Raw genomic sequence first — 19,778 nt, 5'->3', positions numbered from 1 at the left:
ACAGTAAAAGACAAACGGTGAGGAATCGTTATCTCTATATCACACTTCTGTCGATTCTGGCATGGCATGCCGAGGCACAGGGACAGGCAGGAACCAGACAGGTTCCAAGGCTTGTCGTGAATGTCACCGTCGACCAGCTGAGAAGCGACCTGCTCGACCTCTACGCGCCAGCGTTCTCGTCGAGGGAGGGGCTGCAGAAGCTGTTGGCCGAAGGACTGGTGTTCGAGAATGCCCGCTATCCGTTTGCAGATGTTGACAGGGCTTCTGCCATTTCGTCAGTAGTCACCGGTACCACACCGTTCTATCACACCATTACGGGTAGTCAGTGGATAGACCGTCAGTCGCTGCGCCCTGTATCGCCGACACCAGGCGACATGGCGGTTTCGACCATCGGCGACGAGCTGAAACGCGCCACCCAGGGACAGGGAAAGGTGTTTGCCGTGGCTCCTACCAAGGAGGTGGCGATGCTGGCGGCAGGGCATACTGCCGACGGAACGGTATGGAACGACACGCCGAAGAAAGGCTGGACGGCAGCCGACATTACCGACCGGGCGCTGAGATGCATGGCAGACCATGCGCTGGGACAAGACTCGATTGCCGACCTGCTGCTGCTGACCTACGACGCCAGCGGCAATGACCGACAGACCTACATACAGCTGGACCAGGAGATTGCACGTCTGTTGCAGCAGACAGAGGCGCAGGTGGGTAAAGACCAGGCGCTATTCCTGATAACCAGTACGGGATATACCGAGGAGAAACGTGCCGACCTGGAGCGCTTCAACATACCTGCAGGTACATTCTACATCAACCGCACAGCCAACCTGCTGAACATGTATTTCGGAGGTCTGTGGGGACAGGGCAAGTATGTTGAAGCACACTTCAAGAATCAGTTGTACATCAGCAGGCAACTGATAGAGAATAAGCGCCTTACGACAAACGAAGTATTGCAGCGAGCCAAGGAGTTCCTGCTGCAGATGTCGGGCGTGAAAGCTGTTGAGAACCACCTCTATGAAGCACATACGGGCGATCTCGTCATTGAGCTGGATCCCGGTTGGCAGATTGAGAATGAAGACACCCACGAGCAGTCGCCCGTGAAGACCCAATTGGCTTATTTTCCCATTATCATATATGGTTCGGGCATCATGTCTGAAACCATTAAAACACCCGTTTCCATCGAACGGATAGCCCCCTCTATTGCCAAGGCCATCCGTATCAGGGCACCCAACGCGTGCAAATCAGAGCCATTGTTCTGAACAATATCCGACAAATATTTGGTGTTTCGGCCAATTATTTGTATCTTTGCACCCGTTTTATAAACATTAATAGGAAAAAAATATATTAAGATATGAATTTTAACAAGATTCTGAAGTCGCTGTTCGGTGATAAGTCCACCCGCGACATGAAACTCATTCAACCCCTTGTGGAGAAGGTGAAGGCCGTATCTCCACAGATCGAGAGTCTGGACAACGATGCGCTCCGTGAGCGTACCAAGGTATTACAGAAGCAGGTACAGGACTCTGCCAACGAGCAGAAGGCACGTATCGCAGAACTGAAGGCAACGATCGAGAACACACCGATTGACGAGCGTGCCGACATCTTCGCCCAGATCGACAAGATCGAGAAGGAAGTGCTCGAAATCTACGAGGACGCCCTCAACGAGGTGATGCCTGAGGTGTTTGCCATCGTCAAGGAGACAGCACGCCGCTTTGCACAGAACGAAGAGACGGTGGTTACCGCTACCGACTTCGACCGTGAGCTGGCAGCCGACCCACGTAAGGACTTCATCACCATCGATGGCGACAAGGCCATCTACCACAACCACTGGACTGCCGGTGGCAACGACCTGAAGTGGGAAATGATTCACTACGACGTACAGCTGTTCGGTGGTGTGGTTCTGCATCAGGGTAAGATTGCCGAGATGGCAACGGGTGAAGGTAAGACCCTCGTGGCTACCCTGCCCGTATTCCTGAACGCACTGACCGGTAACGGCGTACACGTGGTAACCGTGAACGACTATCTGGCTAAGCGTGACTCTGAGTGGATGGGACCGCTCTACATGTTCCATGGACTGAGCGTTGACTGTATCGACAAGCACCAGCCTAACTCTGAGGAGCGTCGTAAGGCCTATCAGGCTGATATCACCTTCGGTACGAACAATGAGTTCGGTTTCGACTACCTGCGTGACAACATGGCCATCTCGCCTGCCGACCTGGTACAGCGCGCACATAACTACGCCATCGTCGACGAGGTTGACTCGGTATTGATCGACGATGCCCGTACACCGCTGATTATCTCTGGTCCTATCCCCAAGGGCGACGACCAGATGTTCGAGGAGTATCAGCCGCTGGTAGAGAAGCTGGTGGGTGTGCAGCGACAGTTGGCCACCCAGTATCTGGCCGATGCCAAGGCACTGATCACCGAGGGTAACAAGCTGGTAGAGGCTGGTAACAAGAAGGATGGTCAGGAGAAGCTCGACGCCGGTTTCCTGTCGCTCTACCGTTCGCACAAGGCTATGCCGAAGAACAAGCCGCTGATCAAGTTCCTCTCTGAGGAGGGTATCAAGGCCGGCATGCAGAACACAGAGAATATCTACATGGAGAACAACAACCGTCGTATGCCTGAGTGCGTGGAGCCCCTTTACTTCGTGGTTGACGAGAAACTGAACTCTTGCGACCTGACCGATAAGGGTACGGCATGGCTGGCTAACGAGGTGAAAGATAACGAGCTGTTCGTGCTGCCCGACATCACATCGGAGATGTCGGCACTCGAGGCAGAGACTGGTCTGACAGATCAGGAGCGTCTCGACAAGAAAGACGAGCTGCTGAACCACTACGCCGTACAGAGTGAGCGCGTACATACCCTGCAGCAGCTGCTGAAGGCCTACTGTATGTTCAACAAGGACGACGAGTATGTGGTCATCGACGGCGAGGTGAAGATCGTGGACGAGCAGACCGGCCGTATCATGGAAGGTCGCCGCTGGAGCGACGGACTGCACCAGGCTGTAGAGGCCAAGGAGCACGTGAAGGTAGAGGCTGCCACACAGACATTCGCCACCATCACCCTGCAGAACTACTTCCGTATGTATCACAAGCTGGCAGGTATGACCGGTACCGCTTCGACCGAGGCTGGTGAGTTCTGGGATATCTACAAGCTCGACGTGGTGGAGATTCCTACCAACCGTCCTGTGATCCGTAACGACCAGGATGACCGTGTATATAAGACAGCCCGTGAGAAATATAACGCCGTGATCGAGGAGATCGAGAAGATGCGTAACGCAGGACGTCCTACCCTCGTCGGTACAACGTCGGTCGAGATCTCTGAGTTGCTGTCGAAGATGCTGTCGATGCGAAAGATTCCTCATCAGGTGCTGAACGCTAAGCTGCACCAGAAGGAGGCCGACATCGTGGCTCTGGCAGGTCAGTCGACCAACGGACTGGGTGCCGTGACCATCGCTACCAACATGGCAGGTCGTGGTACCGATATCAAGCTGTCGCCCGAGGTAAAGGCTGCAGGCGGTCTGGCCATCATCGGTACAGAGCGTCATGAGAGCCGCCGTGTAGACCGTCAGCTGCGTGGTCGTGCCGGTCGTCAGGGTGACCCGGGTTCTTCAGTGTTCTATGTATCTCTGGAAGATAAGCTGATGCGTCTGTTCGCCTCTGAGCGTATCGCCTCGGTGATGGACCGTCTGGGCTTCAAGGAGGGTGAGATGATTGAGAGCCCCATGATCTCGAGAAGCATCGAGCGTGCGCAGAAGAAGGTTGAGGAGAACAACTTCGGTATCCGTAAGCGCCTGATCGAGTACGACGATGTGATGAACAAGCAGCGTACCGTGATCTACGAGAAGCGCCGTCACGCCCTGATGGGTGAGCGTATCGGTATGGATATCGCCAACATCATCTGGGACCGCGTGGTGAACATCATCGAGAACAACGACTACGAGGGCTGCAAGGAAGAGTTCCTGCACGTACTGTCGATGGAGGTGCCTTTCACAAGCGAGGAGTTCATCAACCAGCAGCGTGAGGTGCTGACAGAGAATGCCTTCCAGGCTGCTATCGGCAACTTCAACCGTAAGACCGAGCGCATTCAGAACGTGGCTCTGCCCGTTATCAAGAATGTATATGAGAACCAGGGCCAGATGTATGAGCGCATCATGGTGCCCATCACCGACGGCCGTAAGATGTACAACATCCCATGTAACCTGAAGGAGGCTTACGAGAGTGAGGCCAAGAGCGTGGTGAAGGAGTTTGAGAAGGCTATCCTGCTGCATATCATCGACGATTCATGGAAGGAGAACCTGCGCCAGCTCGACGAGCTGAAGCACTCTGTACAGAATGCCTCGTACGAGCAGAAGGATCCGCTCCTGATCTTCAAACTCGAGAGCGCCAAGGTTTGGGACGATATGATCAACGAGATGTATAACCGCATCTGTTCTATCCTGACACGCGGACAGATTCCTGAGCTGCAGCAGCAGGTACAGGAGGCCGCTCCAGAACAGCGCACACAGCGCCAGCAGTACACCGAGTCGAAACAGCAGGTCGGCGAGGAGCAGTTGACTGATCCTAATCAGAGAGCAGCCGCACAGCACGACACCCGTGCCCAGCAGCACGCTCCCATCGTAAAGGATAAGCTGCCCGGACGTAACGATCCATGTCCCTGCGGTTCTGGCAAGAAGTTCAAGAACTGTCACGGAAAGGGTATTGTCTAATCCCCCAAACCAATGAAGATATGATTAAGATTGAAAACCTTAAAAAGAGTTTCGGACAGAATATAGCATGTGATATTCCCGCGTTGACCATCAACGACGGGGATATCCTTGGTCTTGTAGGTAACAACGGTGCAGGTAAGACAACGCTCTTCCGCATGCTGCTTGATCTGCTCAAGCCCGACGAGGGACAGGTGTTCATCGACGGCATGAACCCCGCACAGGGTGAGGAATGGAAAGCTACCACCGGTTCGTATATCGATGAGGGATTCCTGATTGACTTCCTGACACCTGAGGAGTATTTCGCCTTCATCGGCAAGATTACCGACATGACACCCGAGGCCGTGGACGAGCGGTTGAAGGATTTCGAGCGACTGTCGAACGGTGAGGTGTTCGGGCAAAAGAAGCTGATTCGCAACCTCTCTGCAGGTAACAAGCAGAAGGTGGGTATCATCTCAGCCCTGTTCAATCGTCCGAAACTGGTGATTCTCGACGAGCCGTTCAACTTCCTGGATCCTTCGTCGCAGAACATCCTGAAGCACGAGCTGACGGAATACAACCGTCAGACGGGTGCTACCATCCTGATTTCCAGTCATAACCTGCAGCACACGATTGACATCTCAACACGTATCACACTGCTTGAGAAGGGACATATCATCAACGACATGCCCAACACCGACGGATCGGCCCGTGCTGAATTGGAAAACTATTTCGAAACTAAGTAATACCGCGTATGCTGCAATTCAAAGAACTGAAGAAGAAGACCAAAAACATCCCAGAAGGACTGCCCTCGTTTAAGGTTGCCCTTGTAGGAGACACAGCTACCCAGTTCTTAGCCACAGCCATCAGAGGTGTCGGCGTTGAGTGCGGATACAACATTAACCTCTTCGAGGCTGAGTATAATCAGGTAGAGCGTCAGTTCCTCGACCCTTCAAGCGAGCTGTATCAGTTTGATGCAGACTTTATCGTCTTATTCCAGTCAACCCACAAACTCGGAGAAAAGCATGCCCTGCTGACTGTTGCAGAACAGGAGAACCTGGCTAAAGAGCGAACCGACTTCGTCGCATCGGTCTGCAGCAATCCTGCCTTTGCCAACAAGAAAATCATCTGTCTCAACTATCCGGAGATCGACGATACCGTGTTCGGCAGCTATGCCACCAAGGTAACATCGTCGCTGACCTATCAGGTGCGCAGTCTGAACATGGCACTGATGGATCTCTCACAGCAATACCCAAACCTGTATGTCTGTGACATAGCCGGTTTGCAGAACAAGTTCGGAAGAGACTTCATGTTTGCTCCCAATGTATATGTGAGTACAGAGATGGTGCTGAGTATCGACGCACTGCCTTATGTGGCCAGTCGCGTGATGGACATCATCTGTGCCGTCAAGGGACAGTTCAAGAAGTGTCTGATTCTGGATCTCGACAATACGGTATGGGGAGGCGTGATCGGTGATGACGGCATCGAAGGCATACAGCTCGGACACGGACTGGGCATCGGTAAGGCTTTCACCGAATTCCAGATGTGGTTTAAGAAACTGAAGCAGCGAGGCATCATTATCTGTGTGGCTTCAAAGAACAATGAAGACACCGCCAAAGAGCCGTTTGAGAAGCATCCGGACATGGTGCTGAAGTTGAGCGACATCGCCGTATTCCAGGCAAACTGGGAAACCAAGGTCGACAATATACGAACCATACAAAGCATTCTGAACATCGGATTCGACTCGATGGTGTTCCTCGATGACAATCCCTTTGAAAGAAACATGGTCCGCGAGAACATACCAGGCATCACAGTGCCCGAACTGCCCGAGGACCCGGGAGAATATCTGGAATACCTGTATTCGCTGAACCTCTTTGAGACGGCATCGTACAGTCAGGCCGACAAGGACCGCACCAAGCAGTATCAGGTGGAAGCCCAGCGCGTGTCGCTGCAGAAGACTTTCAGCAACGAAGCCGATTTCCTGAAATCGCTCAACATGGTATCGACTGTCAGCGGATTCACCAAGTTCAACACGCCACGTGTGGCACAGCTCTCGCAGCGGAGCAATCAGTTTAACCTGAGAACCATCCGCTACACAGAAGCCGACATCGAGGCACTGGCACAGGATCCTGACGTGATAGACCTGAGCTTCACGCTTGAAGACAAGTTTGGCGATAACGGTCTTATTGCGGTTATCATCATGAAGAAACAAGACGCGGAGACGCTTTTTGTCGACACATGGTTTATGAGCTGCCGCGTGCTGAAGAGAGGCATGGAGAACTTCACCCTGAACACGATGGTGAGATATGCCAAAGAGCAGGGGTACAAGAGGATTGTCGGAGAATACCTGCCTACCTTAAAGAACAAGATGGTAGAGCACCATTACCCGGAACTTGGTTTCAAGCTTCTTCAAGAGACACCTACCACTCAGTACGTACTGGATGTAGACCAGTATGTGGAGAGGGAATGCTATATTGAAACGGAAAAAGCATAAAAAGACTTCTTCGAGATGACAATAACAGAACTCGCAGAACAGACGGCTCATATAGAGCAAGTCTATCAGGTGACACAAGAGGTGTACGATAGCTTTCAGCGCTGCAGTCGGGATATGAACCCACTGCACACTGATGAGACATTTGCTCGCGAAAAGGGTTTCAAGGGATGTGTGATGTACGGGAATATCCTCAATGCCTTCATCTCGCACTTTGTCGGGATGTGCCTCCCCACTCCACACGTCATGATCCAGTCGCAGGATATCAGTTTCCACAAGCCGGTATTCCTGAATGATCAGATTACGCTGCAGGCCAGTATCGATACCGTATCTGAGGCTGTGAATATCATCAATTACAAACTGAAGTTCTATAAGATGGACGAAGCAGGCAAGCAATTGGTTGCGAAAGGTCATGTACAAATAGGACTCTTAGCTCATTAAGCCTATGAACATATTGATTACAGGTGGTTCCACCGGATTAGGAAAAGCATTGGTAGAGACATGTGCGGCTGACGCCAGTCACAACATTATCTTCACATATTGCAGGCATGAGGCTGACGCTCAAGCCCTTGCAGACAGCTATAAGAACGTGAAAGCCGTTCAGGTGGACTTCTGCGACGAGGCCAGTGTCAATCAGTTTGTAGAGAACCTCGAGGCAGAAAGCATTGACGTACTTATCAATAATGCCTATGCAGGCAATCCCCAAGGCACACATTTCTTCAAGACAGACCCTGAGGCGTTCTCAGAGTCGTTCAGATGTAATGTCATGCCGCTCATCAAGATCTCGCAAGCTTGTATTGCAGGGATGAGAAAACGTAAGTTCGGTAAGATTATCAATATCATTACCTCTTATGTGATGGACGTGCCGCCAACAGGCTTTTCCGTCTATACAGCGACAAAGGCCTATATCCGTCAGCTGTCAAAGAGCATGAGCAAGGAACTGGGGCGTTTTAATATCACTTCGAACTGCATCCTTCCCGACTACATGCAGACAGACTTCGGACAGGTGGAGGACTTCCAGTTGGAACAGATGAAGAATGCCCATCCGCTGAAAGAGCTCCTGAAGCCACAGGAGGTTGCAGAGGTCGTGTGCCAGTTGCTGAATACCACTCAGCAGCTGAATGGCGTTGAGATACCTATCAACGCGGCTCAACACATGTTTTAAAGTAAAAAGGAAAACAAGTAAAAAGAATCATACAATGGAAAGAAAAGAAATCTTTAACAAGCTTAGCGAAATCTTTATTGACGTACTCGATCTGGACGAAGTGGAACTGACAGACGAGACCAGTGCCAATGACATTGAAGAATGGGACTCGCTGAGTCATATTCAGCTGATCGTGGCTATTGAGAAGGCTTTCGGTATTAAGTTCACATCTCTTGAGATCATGAAGTGGAAGAATGTCGGAGAGATGGTTAATACAATGGAAGAGAAAATCAAATAACACCGATGGTTGTTAATTCCTTCAGTTTCCTGATATTCTTCGTCGTAGTATTCATCGTATACTACCTGCCAGTCTGTCGGAGTAACCCGCGTTTTCAGAACGTCTGGCTGTTACTGGTCAGCTTCTTTTTCTACGGCTATACAGACTGGCGCATGACGGCCCTGCTTCTGGGAGCTATCCTGGTGTTCTATTACCTTGGTCATTGGCTGCGTCATGAGATGGACCAGGAACACACACGCAAAGCCTCGCACATCACGACGTTCAGCGTCGTCCTGGGCATTGCCGTGCTGTTCTACTTCAAGTATCTGAATTTCTTCGCCGACTCTATCGCCAGCGTGCTGCAGGCTATAGGGTTCAACGTGAACTGGAGTACGCTGAACATCATCTTGCCTATCGGCGTCAGCTTCTTTACGTTCAAGCTCATCAGCTATATCATTGAGATACATCGCGAACATATTCAGCCGAGTGGTCTGTTAGAGTTTGCCGACTACATATCCTTCTTCCCGACGATCCTGTCGGGACCTATCGACCGTCCTAACCAGTTTCTGCCTCAGTTGCAGCGTGTTCATACGCTCAACTATGCGCTGGCAGCAGACGGATGCCGACAGATCCTGTGGGGTATGTTTACGAAGATGTGCATCGCCGACAACCTGGCCATGATCACCAACCAGGCATGGGCCAGCTACTCGTCATTGTCATCGGTGACACTGCTGATAGCTGCCTTGATCTATCCCCTGCAGCTATATGCCGACTTTGACAGTTATTCCAATATGGCCATTGGTGTAGGCAAGCTGTTAGGATTCGACATTGCCAGGAACTTCAATCATCCCTTCCTGGCACGTAACATGGCTGAATTCTGGCGACGCTGGCATATGTCGCTCACCAGTTGGATTACCGACTATGTGTTTATGCCATTGAACATCGCCTTCCGCGAGATAGGAAACTGGGGTATCGCCTTTGCAGCCATCATCAATCTGCTTGTCATCGGATTCTGGCATGGCGCCAACTGGACATACGGATTCTTCGGTCTCTATCACGGATTACTGTTCATCCCTCTGGTCTTCTCAGGCGCTTTCGGTAAGAGAAAGAAACTGAAAGCCAACAACCACGGTCTGCCTTTTGCCAAGGACCTTTGGAAGATGGTAGCCACCTACGGGTTAGTGACCATCGGTCTGACCGTCTTTCGTGCGCCCTCTATCGGACAAGCCTATGAGTATTTCTCATGCCTCGTAACCAACGGTTTCGAAGGACCATCGATCATCGACAGTTACAGTAAGCTCTTCTGTCTGTTCGCCATCATCCTGTTGGCTCTTGAGTGGATTCAGCGTGACAAGCAGCATGCGCTGCAGTTCTCGGACACCCCGCTGTTCAACAACAGAATCATACGCTGGGGACTCTATCTGTTTCTGATTCTGCTCATCATCACCTTTACCGGTCAGAGCCAGGCTTTCATTTATTTCCAATTCTAAAGAAAGATGAAAAAGTTTATCATATCACTCTCTTGTTTCGCGACATTGCTCGTACTCATGATTGCTATCATAGAGGTGGCACTTCTTTACAGGCCCAACATCTATGCTTATAAGCATCAGTACATGGAGGCACATCTGAACGACATCAAGGTGCTGCTTCTGGGCAGTTCGCATATAGAGGAAGCGGTAAAGCCGGAAATGATTGGTGAGGGGACTTTTAATCTGGCCATTTCCGCCCGTTTGAAAGAATACGATGCCGCCTTAGCAGAGATGTATGTTCCGCGGATGGACAGTCTGAAGGTGCTGGTGATGCCTGTCGACTATACCAACTTCTTCTTCAACCGAGAGATTCAGGAGCATCAGAACGGTCAAGGGCCCGTCAGTCTGGTAGGCACCTGCCGATGCATGCATACAAAATATATGGGTACCCGTATCGACCCTATCTGGTACTGGTCTGAGATACTGAACTCAAAACTGAACTTCATGTCGCGCTTCTGGAACAACACGCAGGTATTGCAGGAATGCGACTCGTTAGGCTATGTGAAACTCGACATCAAGGACCGTAACAGCGGATGGGAAACGAAGGCACGACCAGCCTTACTGTCGCCTGACCTGGAGATTGACAAAGAGGCCTATCAGGAGATGTGGCAGGTCTATGACGACATCGCTCAGGTGACTCAGAAGAAAGGCGTACGTTTCCTCTTGGTGACAACCCCTGTTTACGAGACCTATAAAGACCGTATTACAGAGACGATGTATCGCGACATGATGGAGTTCATAGAAAAGCTTCAGAAGAAATACCCGCATATCGAATTCTACAATTTCATTTATGCCGAAGGCTTTGTGGCCGACGACTTCAACGACTCGAGTCATCTCACAGATACAGGAGCTGAGAAGTTCTCACAAATGCTTTCCGAGGTCATCTATCCTCATAAGTAGGTATTTTAGTTAACTTGCAATCGGATGCAACTGAGTTGCAAGATTATTTTCGTACCTTTGCAGCGGATTTAAGAAGTAAGATTATCATATGAAACTGTCGGAACTGAAGACTGGTGAGAAAGGTGTTATAGTAAAGGTGCAGGGCCATGGCGGATTCCGCAAACGTATCATTGAGATGGGATTCGTCAAGGGCAAGGAAGTGGAAGTGCTGTTGAACGCGCCATTGCAAGATCCTGTCAAATATAAGCTGATGGGTTATGAGGTGTCATTGCGACATCAGGAAGCTGACAATATCGAGGTTGTGTCGGCAGAAACACCCATGGAAGCCACCACCTTCAGTATCAACCCCGACGACCATCGACATGAAGACGACTATATCCACCACGAGGCCATGAAGGAGCGTCGTGTCATCAATGTGGCACTGGTGGGTAATCCTAACTGTGGTAAGACTTCACTTTTCAATTTCGCCTCAGGAGCGCACGGACACGTGGGCAACTACTCCGGTGTGACCGTTGATGCCACCGAAGCACATGCCTCCATGTTCGGTTATGAGTTCAACCTGACTGATCTGCCAGGTACTTACTCGTTGTCATGCTATTCACCCGAGGAGCTCTATGTGAGAGAACACCTGACGGAGAAGATGCCTGACGTGGTGATTAACGTGATCGACTCGTCTAACCTGGAGCGTAACCTGTACCTGACAACCCAGCTGGTGGACATGAACATACGCATGGTGTGTGCCCTCAACATGTATGACGAGTTTGAACGTCGTGGCGACCATGTGAACCTCGATACGCTCAGCACACTGTTCGGTATGCCTATGATTCCTACCTCATTCAAGAACGGAATGGGCGTGAAAGAGCTGTTCAAGGCAGTAATCCAGGTTTACGAGGGAGCCAGCAAGTTCTCACGACACCTGCACATCAACTACGGGCATGAGATAGAAGACGGTATCACCCGCATTCAGAAATACCTGAAGGCCGACGAGCATATCACCCAGCACTACTCTACCCGATATCTTGCGCTGAAACTGTTGGAACACGACAGTCAGGTGCTCGACTATCTGGGAAAACACATGTCGAGTGAACAGCGCATGAAAGACTTCCAAACGTTGACCAATGAGCGTGACAAGGCGTCGGCACGTGTGAAAGAAGAGACTGGCGACGACTCAGAGACAGCTATCATGGATGCCAAGTACGGCTTTATACAAGGTGCGCTGAAAGAGGCTGAGTTCAAGACCGGCACGAAGAAAGACACTTATAAGACAACCCACCTGATTGATCGCGTCTTGTCGCACAAGTATCTGGGTTTCCCGATCTTCTTCCTGCTGCTCTATATCATGTTTGAGACGACATTCACCTTGGGACAGTACCCCATGGACTGGATTGAGGAAGGTGTGGCATGGTTGGGCGAGAAACTCACGGAAACGATGCCAGACGGACCCCTGAAGGCCATGCTCGTCGATGGTGTCATCGGTGGTGTGGGCTCAGTGATCGTGTTCTTGCCTCAGATTCTTATCCTCTACTTCTTCATCTCGCTGATGGAAGACTCGGGCTATATGGCACGTGCCGCCTTTATCATGGACAAGCTGATGCACAAGATGGGACTTCACGGTAAGTCGTTTATCCCCCTGATCATGGGCTTCGGATGTAATGTACCGGCAGTGATGGCCACCCGTACCATCGAGAGCCGACGCTCACGAATCATTACCATGATGATACTACCCTTTATGAGCTGTTCGGCACGTCTGCCTATTTACATCATGATAGCCGGCACGTTCTTCTCATTACAATACCGTTCATGGGTATTGCTGTCGCTGTATGCCATCGGTATCCTCGTGGCAGTCATCGTCAGCAAACTGATGGCTACCCTGGTCATCAAGGGCGAGGACACGCCGTTCGTGATGGAACTGCCTCCCTATCGCTGGCCTACGGCTAAAGCCATCTGGCGTCACACTTGGGAGAAAGGTAAGGAGTATCTGAAGAAGATGGGTGGTATCATACTCGTGGCTTCGATCATCGTGTGGGCACTGGGCTACTTCCCCCACAACGACGAGCTCTCCAGCGAACAGCAGCAGGAACAGAGCTACATAGGACGCATGGGTAAGAGCATCGAGCCTATCTTCACGCCTCAGGGCTTTAACTGGAAACTCGATGTGAGCCTGTTGGCTGGTGTAGGCGCAAAAGAGATCGTGGCATCTACCATCGGTGTGCTTTACTCAGGCGATGATTCTTTTGGCGACGATGACAGCTTCAGCGACGATACAGAGAAATATACACGACTTCGCCAGCAGATGATCAAGGAGGGTATCACCCCTGTGGCAGCATACGCCTATCTGATATTCATTCTGCTCTACTTCCCTTGTATCGCCACCATAGCAGCCATCAAGAACGAAACCAGCTCATGGCGCTGGGCACTCTTCGCAGCCTTATACACAACGGCTGTCGCCTGGATTGCTTCTGCGCTGGTCTACCAGATAGGCAGTCTGATGGCATAACCCCTTACAACCGACAGTGTAAGCGTAAAAAAGGGAATAGTGTAAACTTTTTCCTTATAAATTCTATTATCACCGATTAAATTCGTATCTTTGCACACAAATCAATAAAACATAGACGCTCTTTATGAATGAAAAAAAACTAAAGTATGAGAAACCTTCGGTGAAGGCCTATCAGTTTAATCAACAGCAGCCACTCCTGACTGGCAGCGGAGAAGTTCCGGACATGCCGTATGACTGGAATGGTGATCCTCTGGAATTCTAACTAAAAACGCTCGAAAGATGAAACGCATAATAAATATCCTCACAATGGCAGCCTTTGCGGTCGTGTTTCTAAACAGTTGTCAGGACTCAGAGATTCCTGAGGAGAAAAAAGGTAAGCCACTAACCATTCACGCATCTATAGATACACCGCAAAACACCAGAACCGCTTACGAGCTTACATCTACTGGCATGACTGTCTCCTGGAACGAAGAAGAAGCCATCACGGTGATATCCTTCGATGAAAGCGGCATCACGGCCGTAGATAAGTTTTTTTCCACAGGAGAGGATGGCCGTAAGAAGGCGGACTTTTCCGGAACGTGGACAGGAAATGAGGGCGACCAGATCATCTGCCTCTATCCGAACATCGATAGTTACGCAGGAACTTCACTCTTTGGTGATGTGAATATCGGCTCCCCATTTATCGTCCTGAGGGAACTCACTACACCTCTTGGGCCACTGGAGCATGAGAATCCAAGCACCCTTAAAGACGCTGACGTGATGATTGGCGAGGTGACCATCCATGGAGATTTCGCCTCCGTGAACCTGAAGCACCAGATCAGCATATTCGAGATAGAGGCTACCTGCAAGAACCTGGGTTGGAGTTATAGAAGTGAAAAAATCAATACAATCAAGATTTCTGCCAAGCCCAATGACGACGAAGAAGATGAAGATAATAATGTGGTATTTGCCAGGAGAGGCATGCTACATGTAACGACCAAAGAATACACCGGGAATTTCTTCGCGACGGAATTCGGCTCTTTAAGCTATTATCTTAACGATAGTGGACACAATAGTGATTTCAATATGTCGGATGGTGAGATCACGCAGACTTTCTATGCTCCCGTCTTCTTCGAAGGAGATCTTGAGGAAGGTTATACGCTGAAGTTCCAGTTCGGAGGCAACGCTTACATAGAGGAGATAAGTGGAAGGGACCAAATAGATGTCTTTGAAGTGGGCGACAAGGCCATAAAACTGACGGAAAAATATCCGCTTGAAAGAGGAAAGATCTACCGCTTTAAGGTGACAATATAAGCGATGGAGAAAGTGATATTAGGCATCGATCCCGGTACAACGATCATGGGATACGGTCTGCTGAAGGTGGTGGACGGAAAGGCACAGATGATGACGATGGGTGTCATCGACCTGCGTAAGTTCCCTGACGCCTACCTGAAACTGGGCCATATCTTCGAGCGTGTGACCGGCATTATCGACGGTTACCTACCAGACGAAATGGCCATTGAGGCGCCTTTCTTCGGCAAGAACGTGCAGTCGATGCTGAAGCTCGGCAGAGCTCAGGGAACAGCCATTGCAGCAGCCATACGCCATGGTGTGCCCATCCACGAATATGCTCCTATGAAGATCAAGATGGCCATTACAGGTAATGGTAATGCGTCGAAGGAACAGGTGGCAGGTATGTTACAGCGACTACTGAAGATTCCTCAGGACGAGATGGGTAAGTTTATGGATGCCACCGATGCGCTGGGAGCAGCCTATTGTCACTACCTGCAGATGGGGCGTCCCGTAAGCGATGTGAAGTATCGGGGATGGAAGGATTTTGTGAATAAGAACCAAGACAAAGTGTCTAAGCGTAAGACAAAAGATGAAGACGATTGAAATCATAGCCGGAAGGACGAAGAAGCCCGACTGGGCGATGGCGGAACCTGTAGACTTCTGTCTCGACGAAGGGGAACATATAGCTATCACAGGACGTAACGGTGCGGGCAAGTCGATGCTGGTGGACATGATAACGGGGAGACATCCTGTGTTTCCCGATATGGTGAGATATGCCTTCGATACGCCATATAACAACATACGACACATATCCTTCCGAGATACCTACGGCGGCGATAACGACCGCACGTACTTCTTACAGCAGCGCTGGAATCAGATGGAGATTGACGAGGAGACACCTACTGTAGGAAGCAAGCTTGAAGAAGCATTCCAACTGGCTGGTGAGGACACGCCTGAACGTAGGGCGTTGCAACAGCACATCTATCAGCTGTTTCATCTGGAGCCTCTGCTCGACAAGTATATCATCCTGCTGTCGAGTGGTGAGTTGCGTAAGTTCAAACTGGCTTCGTCGCTGTTCAGTCATCCCAAGGTGCTCATTATGGACAATCCCTTCATCGGTCTCGACGCTCAGACACGTGAGCAACTGAAAGATCTTCTCGACACACTCTCACGCGAGCAGGGGCTGCAAATCATTCTTGTATTGGCCAAGACCGATGAGATACCTGACTTCATTACACATATCGTAGAGGTAAGGGATATGCATGTGATGCCCAAAAAGCCTCACATACCAAAGCAGACAGAAGATGCGGTAAAGCAGAACCCTACACGATTAGGCTTGTCGACAGCAACTCCAGAGGTCATCAGGTTTAACAAGGTAAGCATACGCTATGGCGCAAGGACAATACTAAAAGACCTGGACTGGACGGTTCATCAAGGCGAACACTGGTCGCTCTCTGGTCAGAACGGCTCAGGTAAGTCTACCCTACTCTCGCTGGTTTGTGCCGACAATCCCCAGAGTTATGCCTGCGACATATCGCTCTTTGGTCATAAACGCGGTAGTGGCGAAAGCATCTGGGATATAAAACGCCACATAGGCTATGTGTCGCCAGAGATGCATCGCAGTTATAAGCAAAACATCCCTGCCTTGCAAATCGTGGCCAGCGGACTGAAAGATACGGTTGGTCTGTATGTGAGGGCTAACGAGGAAGAAAAAGCCCGATGCCGTAAATGGCTTGAGGTGTTTGGTGCAGGCCATCTGGCGGAACGTAAGTTCATGGAGATGTCGAGTGGCGAACAGCGACTGGTGTTGTTGGCCCGTGCGTTTGTAAAGGAGCCCGACCTGCTGATTCTCGACGAGCCACTTCACGGTCTCGACGATGAGAACCGGAGAATGGTAAAGCATATTGTTGACGATTATTGCAAAGACGACAATAAGACGCTTATCTACGTCACGCACTATCAGAACGAGCTGCCCGGTTGTATAGACCACGCTCTGTTTCTCGAGCGTCACTGAAAATAAAAAAGCTCCTCATTACTGAGAAGCTTTTATTTTTATTTTCCTTCCATCAGCGCTGCTGTTCTAACGCGCGAGAGAGTCTCTGGTGTCATCTGCAGATAACTTGCGATGTAGACCAGCGGTGCTCGCAGTACCAGCTGTGGCTGATTCTTAACCAACTTCATATAGCGGTCCTGAGCGCTCTCAAAACGTAACATGTCAGCATGATGCTGACTCAGAATGAGCGACTCTTCCAGAATCTTACGATACAGGATCTGGATGTTCACACTCTTCATGGCCACAGCCTCGAGGTCGGCCTTAGGCATGGCGATGAGGATGGTCGGCTCAAGCGCCTTGATTTGCAGATATGTAGGCACTTCGTGAAACAAGCTCTCAATACACATAACGATAGAATTCTCTGTCGCCATATATTCTGTGAGTTCTTTATCGTTCTTATAATAGAACTGGCGAACCAGTCCTTTCACCACCCAATAGATGTTAGTGCATACATCGCCCTCTTTGAGAATCATCTCATTCTTGGCGAACTTCATGGGTACAAGGATACTCTCCAGAAGGTCCAACTCATCATGCGTCATCGTAGAATAACGACGAGCAAGCTCTCGGGCCACATCTCTGGTTGTAATACTAATGTTAGGCATAGGTCTTATATTATTCTTTTATTATTGTTCTAAACTAATCTAACTTCAACACGGCAAGGAAAGCTTTCTGCGGCACTTCCACATTACCGATTTGCTTCATGCGCTTCTTACCACGCTTCTGCTTTTCAAGCAACTTACGCTTACGGCTCACGTCACCACCATAACACTTGGCTGTCACGTCTTTACGAACTTGCTTCACCGTCTCTCTCGCAATGATCTTCGCACCGATAGCTGCCTGGATGGCAATATCGAACTGCTGACGTGGAATAAGCTCTTTTAACTTCTCACACATACGACGTCCGAAAGTCACGGCGTTATCCTGATGGGTCAGCGTAGACAAGGCATCGACAGGTTCACCATTCAACAGGATGTCAAGCTTAGCAAGTTTTGAGGGACGGAAGCCATCGATATGATAGTCGAACGAGGCATAGCCCTTTGAGATGCTCTTCAGCTTGTCGTAGAAGTCAATCACAATTTCGCCCAATGGAAGCATAAAGTGAAGCTCGACACGATTACCACTAACATACTGCTGATCAATCAGTTCTCCTCGTTTGTCGAGACAGAGCGTCATGATAGGGCCGATATAGTCGGCTGCCGTAATGATCGAAGCTCTGATATAGGGTTCTTCAATATGCTCAATCATCGTCTGGTCGGGAAGTCCTGAAGGGTTGTGTACTTCCTTCACCTCACCCTGTTTGGTATAGCACATATAGCTAACGTTGGGTACTGTGGTGATGACATCCATATCGAACTCTCTGTCAAGTCGTTCCTGTACGATCTCCATGTGAAGTAGTCCCAAGAAACCACAGCGGAAACCAAATCCAAGAGCAATAGACGATTCTGGCATAAAAGTCAACGAGGCATCGTTAAGCTGCAGTTTCTCAAGTGAGGCACGCAGATTCTCATAATCTGTAGGATCGATGGGATAAACACCAGCGAACACCATGGGCTTTACCTCCTGGAAGCCTTCAATGGCTGCGGAACACGGATTAGCGACATGTGTAATCGTATCACCCACCTTTACCTCCTTAGAGTTCTTGATACCACTGATAATATAGCCGACATCGCCCGTCTTCAGTTCCTTACGGGGAATCATATCCATCTTCAGCACACCAATCTCATCGGCGTCATATTCCATACCAGTGTTGAAGAACTTCACATGGTCACCACTCTTGATTGAACCATTTACAATCTTAAAATATGCGATGATACCACGGAAGGAGTTGAACACTGAGTCGAAAATCAATGCCTGCAAAGGTGCTTTCTCGTCACCTACGGGATGAGGAATACGCTCCACCACAGCGTCGAGGATCTGCTCCACACCTTCACCAGTCTTACCCGAAGCACGAATGATGTCAGAGCGGTCGCAACCAATGAGGTCGATGATCTCATCTTCAACCTCGTCGGGCATAGCACTGGGCATATCGATTTTGTTGATAACAGGGATAATCTCCAGATTATGGTCGATAGCCATATAGAGGTTAGAAATGGTCTGTGCTTGTACACCCTGGGTAGCATCGACTACCAGCAGCGCACCCTCACAGGCTGCTATCGAACGGCTTACTTCGTATGAGAAGTCCACATGTCCCGGAGTATCAATCAGGTTCAGAATATAGTTCTCGCCCTGATGTTTGTATTCCATCTGGATGGCGTGACTCTTGATAGTGATACCACGTTCACGCTCCAAATCCATATCGTCGAGCATCTGTCCTTCCGTAACCTGAATGGTCTTGGTGAACTCAAGCATACGGTCTGCAAGTGTCGACTTGCCATGATCGATATGCGCTATGATGCAAAAATTTCTTATATGATTCATGTAAATTTGTCTGACTTTGAAATGCAAAGTTACAAAAAAAGGAGTAGAAACAGAATAATTTTGCTTTTTTTTGTATCTTTGCAGGCAAAAAATAGCATTCATTATGAAAAAGTTCTGCCTTATTGGCTTATTTGCGTTTATTTTCGCCTCTTGTCAGGAATCCCTTGAAGACCGTTGTGCCCGAGAGGCCAGAGAGTACACCAAGAAGAATTGTCCTGCGAAACTTGACAAGAATATTAACATTGACAGTCTCACTTTTGAGCGCGAGACCCACACCCTACATTATTATTATACACTGACAGGCATAGCCGATCGTGAGGGGGTGATGGAAGAAATCGGCGGAGAGCAGATTCTGAAGGAAAACCTTAAGAACAGCACTGCGATGAAAACCTACAAAGATAATCATTATCGATTTACTTACACCTATCGTTCGGAGAAAGACCCTTCGAAGATCCTGATGGAAGTAACTCTGACAGATAAAGACTATTAAATAAGAAATCCCCCGCCAACTGGCGA

The 19,778-nt window shown here is 49.7% G+C and carries 16 protein-coding genes; 14 read left to right on the top strand and 2 right to left on the bottom strand.

Annotated features, from left to right (window positions below):
- Positions 1–17: 17 nt before the first annotated feature.
- The 13 genes from T325_RS07765 (at position 18) to T325_RS07705 (ending at position 16,805) form a co-directional block, all read left to right on the top strand.
- Positions 18–1,253: an alkaline phosphatase family protein gene (locus T325_RS07765; protein WP_036912177.1), complete on the top strand. Its 1,236-nt coding sequence runs from the start codon at positions 18–20 to the stop codon at positions 1,251–1,253.
- 92 nt (positions 1,254–1,345) lie between these two features.
- The gene (gene secA, locus T325_RS07760; RefSeq protein WP_036912174.1) at positions 1,346–4,705 is read left to right on the top strand and encodes a preprotein translocase subunit SecA; all 3,360 of its coding nucleotides are present in this window, start codon (positions 1,346–1,348) and stop codon (positions 4,703–4,705) included.
- 20 nt (positions 4,706–4,725) lie between these two features.
- Positions 4,726–5,427, top strand: a complete 702-nt coding sequence (locus tag T325_RS07755) for an ABC transporter ATP-binding protein (protein WP_036912171.1) — start codon at positions 4,726–4,728, stop codon at positions 5,425–5,427.
- Positions 5,428–5,435: 8 nt separating this feature from the next.
- On the top strand, positions 5,436–7,175 hold the full coding sequence (locus T325_RS07750) for an HAD-IIIC family phosphatase (protein WP_036912168.1): 1,740 nt from the start codon (positions 5,436–5,438) through the stop codon (positions 7,173–7,175).
- A gap of 15 nt (positions 7,176–7,190) precedes the next feature.
- Entirely contained in the window at positions 7,191–7,613 is a 423-nt protein-coding gene (locus T325_RS07745) for a MaoC/PaaZ C-terminal domain-containing protein (RefSeq protein WP_036912165.1), read from the top strand.
- A 4-nt stretch (positions 7,614–7,617) separates the two neighbouring features.
- Positions 7,618–8,337 (top strand): SDR family NAD(P)-dependent oxidoreductase, encoded by a 720-nt coding sequence (locus T325_RS07740; protein WP_036912163.1) that lies wholly within the window; start codon positions 7,618–7,620, stop codon positions 8,335–8,337.
- A gap of 34 nt (positions 8,338–8,371) precedes the next feature.
- Positions 8,372–8,614, top strand: a complete 243-nt coding sequence (locus T325_RS07735; RefSeq protein WP_036912161.1) for an acyl carrier protein — start codon at positions 8,372–8,374, stop codon at positions 8,612–8,614.
- Between the two features lie 5 nt (positions 8,615–8,619).
- Entirely contained in the window at positions 8,620–10,083 is a 1,464-nt protein-coding gene (locus tag T325_RS07730; RefSeq protein ID WP_036912159.1) for an MBOAT family O-acyltransferase, read from the top strand.
- Positions 10,084–10,089: 6 nt separating this feature from the next.
- Positions 10,090–11,022: a hypothetical protein gene (locus T325_RS07725; protein WP_146063149.1), complete on the top strand. Its 933-nt coding sequence runs from the start codon at positions 10,090–10,092 to the stop codon at positions 11,020–11,022.
- Between the two features lie 88 nt (positions 11,023–11,110).
- A complete protein-coding gene (feoB, locus tag T325_RS07720) occupies positions 11,111–13,519 on the top strand; it encodes a ferrous iron transport protein B (RefSeq protein WP_036912156.1) in 2,409 nt (802 codons plus the stop codon).
- Between the two features lie 450 nt (positions 13,520–13,969).
- Positions 13,970–14,812 carry a hypothetical protein gene (locus T325_RS07715; RefSeq protein WP_156097659.1) on the top strand — a complete coding sequence of 281 codons (843 nt, stop codon included), beginning with the start codon at positions 13,970–13,972 and terminating at the stop codon, positions 14,810–14,812.
- A gap of 3 nt (positions 14,813–14,815) precedes the next feature.
- On the top strand, positions 14,816–15,394 hold the full coding sequence (ruvC, locus tag T325_RS07710) for a crossover junction endodeoxyribonuclease RuvC (RefSeq protein WP_036912152.1): 579 nt from the start codon (positions 14,816–14,818) through the stop codon (positions 15,392–15,394).
- Positions 15,381–16,805 carry an ATP-binding cassette domain-containing protein gene (locus T325_RS07705; RefSeq protein ID WP_036912150.1) on the top strand — a complete coding sequence of 475 codons (1,425 nt, stop codon included), beginning with the start codon at positions 15,381–15,383 and terminating at the stop codon, positions 16,803–16,805. The genes ruvC and T325_RS07705 overlap by 14 nt, the downstream gene beginning before the upstream one ends.
- A gap of 38 nt (positions 16,806–16,843) precedes the next feature.
- On the opposite strand, the gene T325_RS07700 is transcribed toward T325_RS07705, so the two are convergent.
- Both T325_RS07700 and lepA read right to left on the bottom strand, forming a co-directional pair.
- On the bottom strand, positions 16,844–17,446 hold the full coding sequence (locus T325_RS07700; protein WP_036912148.1) for a Crp/Fnr family transcriptional regulator: 603 nt from the start codon (positions 17,444–17,446) through the stop codon (positions 16,844–16,846).
- A 34-nt stretch (positions 17,447–17,480) separates the two neighbouring features.
- Entirely contained in the window at positions 17,481–19,262 is a 1,782-nt protein-coding gene (gene lepA, locus T325_RS07695) for a translation elongation factor 4 (protein WP_036912145.1), read from the bottom strand.
- 103 nt (positions 19,263–19,365) lie between these two features.
- On the opposite strand from lepA, the gene T325_RS07690 reads away from it, so the two are divergent.
- Positions 19,366–19,752, top strand: coding sequence for a hypothetical protein (locus T325_RS07690; protein ID WP_036912143.1), 387 nt, complete (start codon positions 19,366–19,368; stop codon positions 19,750–19,752).
- The last annotated feature ends 26 nt before the right edge of the window (positions 19,753–19,778 follow it).

The sequence above is a fragment of the Prevotella sp. FD3004 genome (assembly GCF_000746155.1).
Lineage (GTDB): Bacteria > Bacteroidota > Bacteroidia > Bacteroidales > Bacteroidaceae > Prevotella.
Note: the sequence above shows the minus strand (reverse complement) of the source record. Positions and strands in the feature narration are given on the sequence as shown.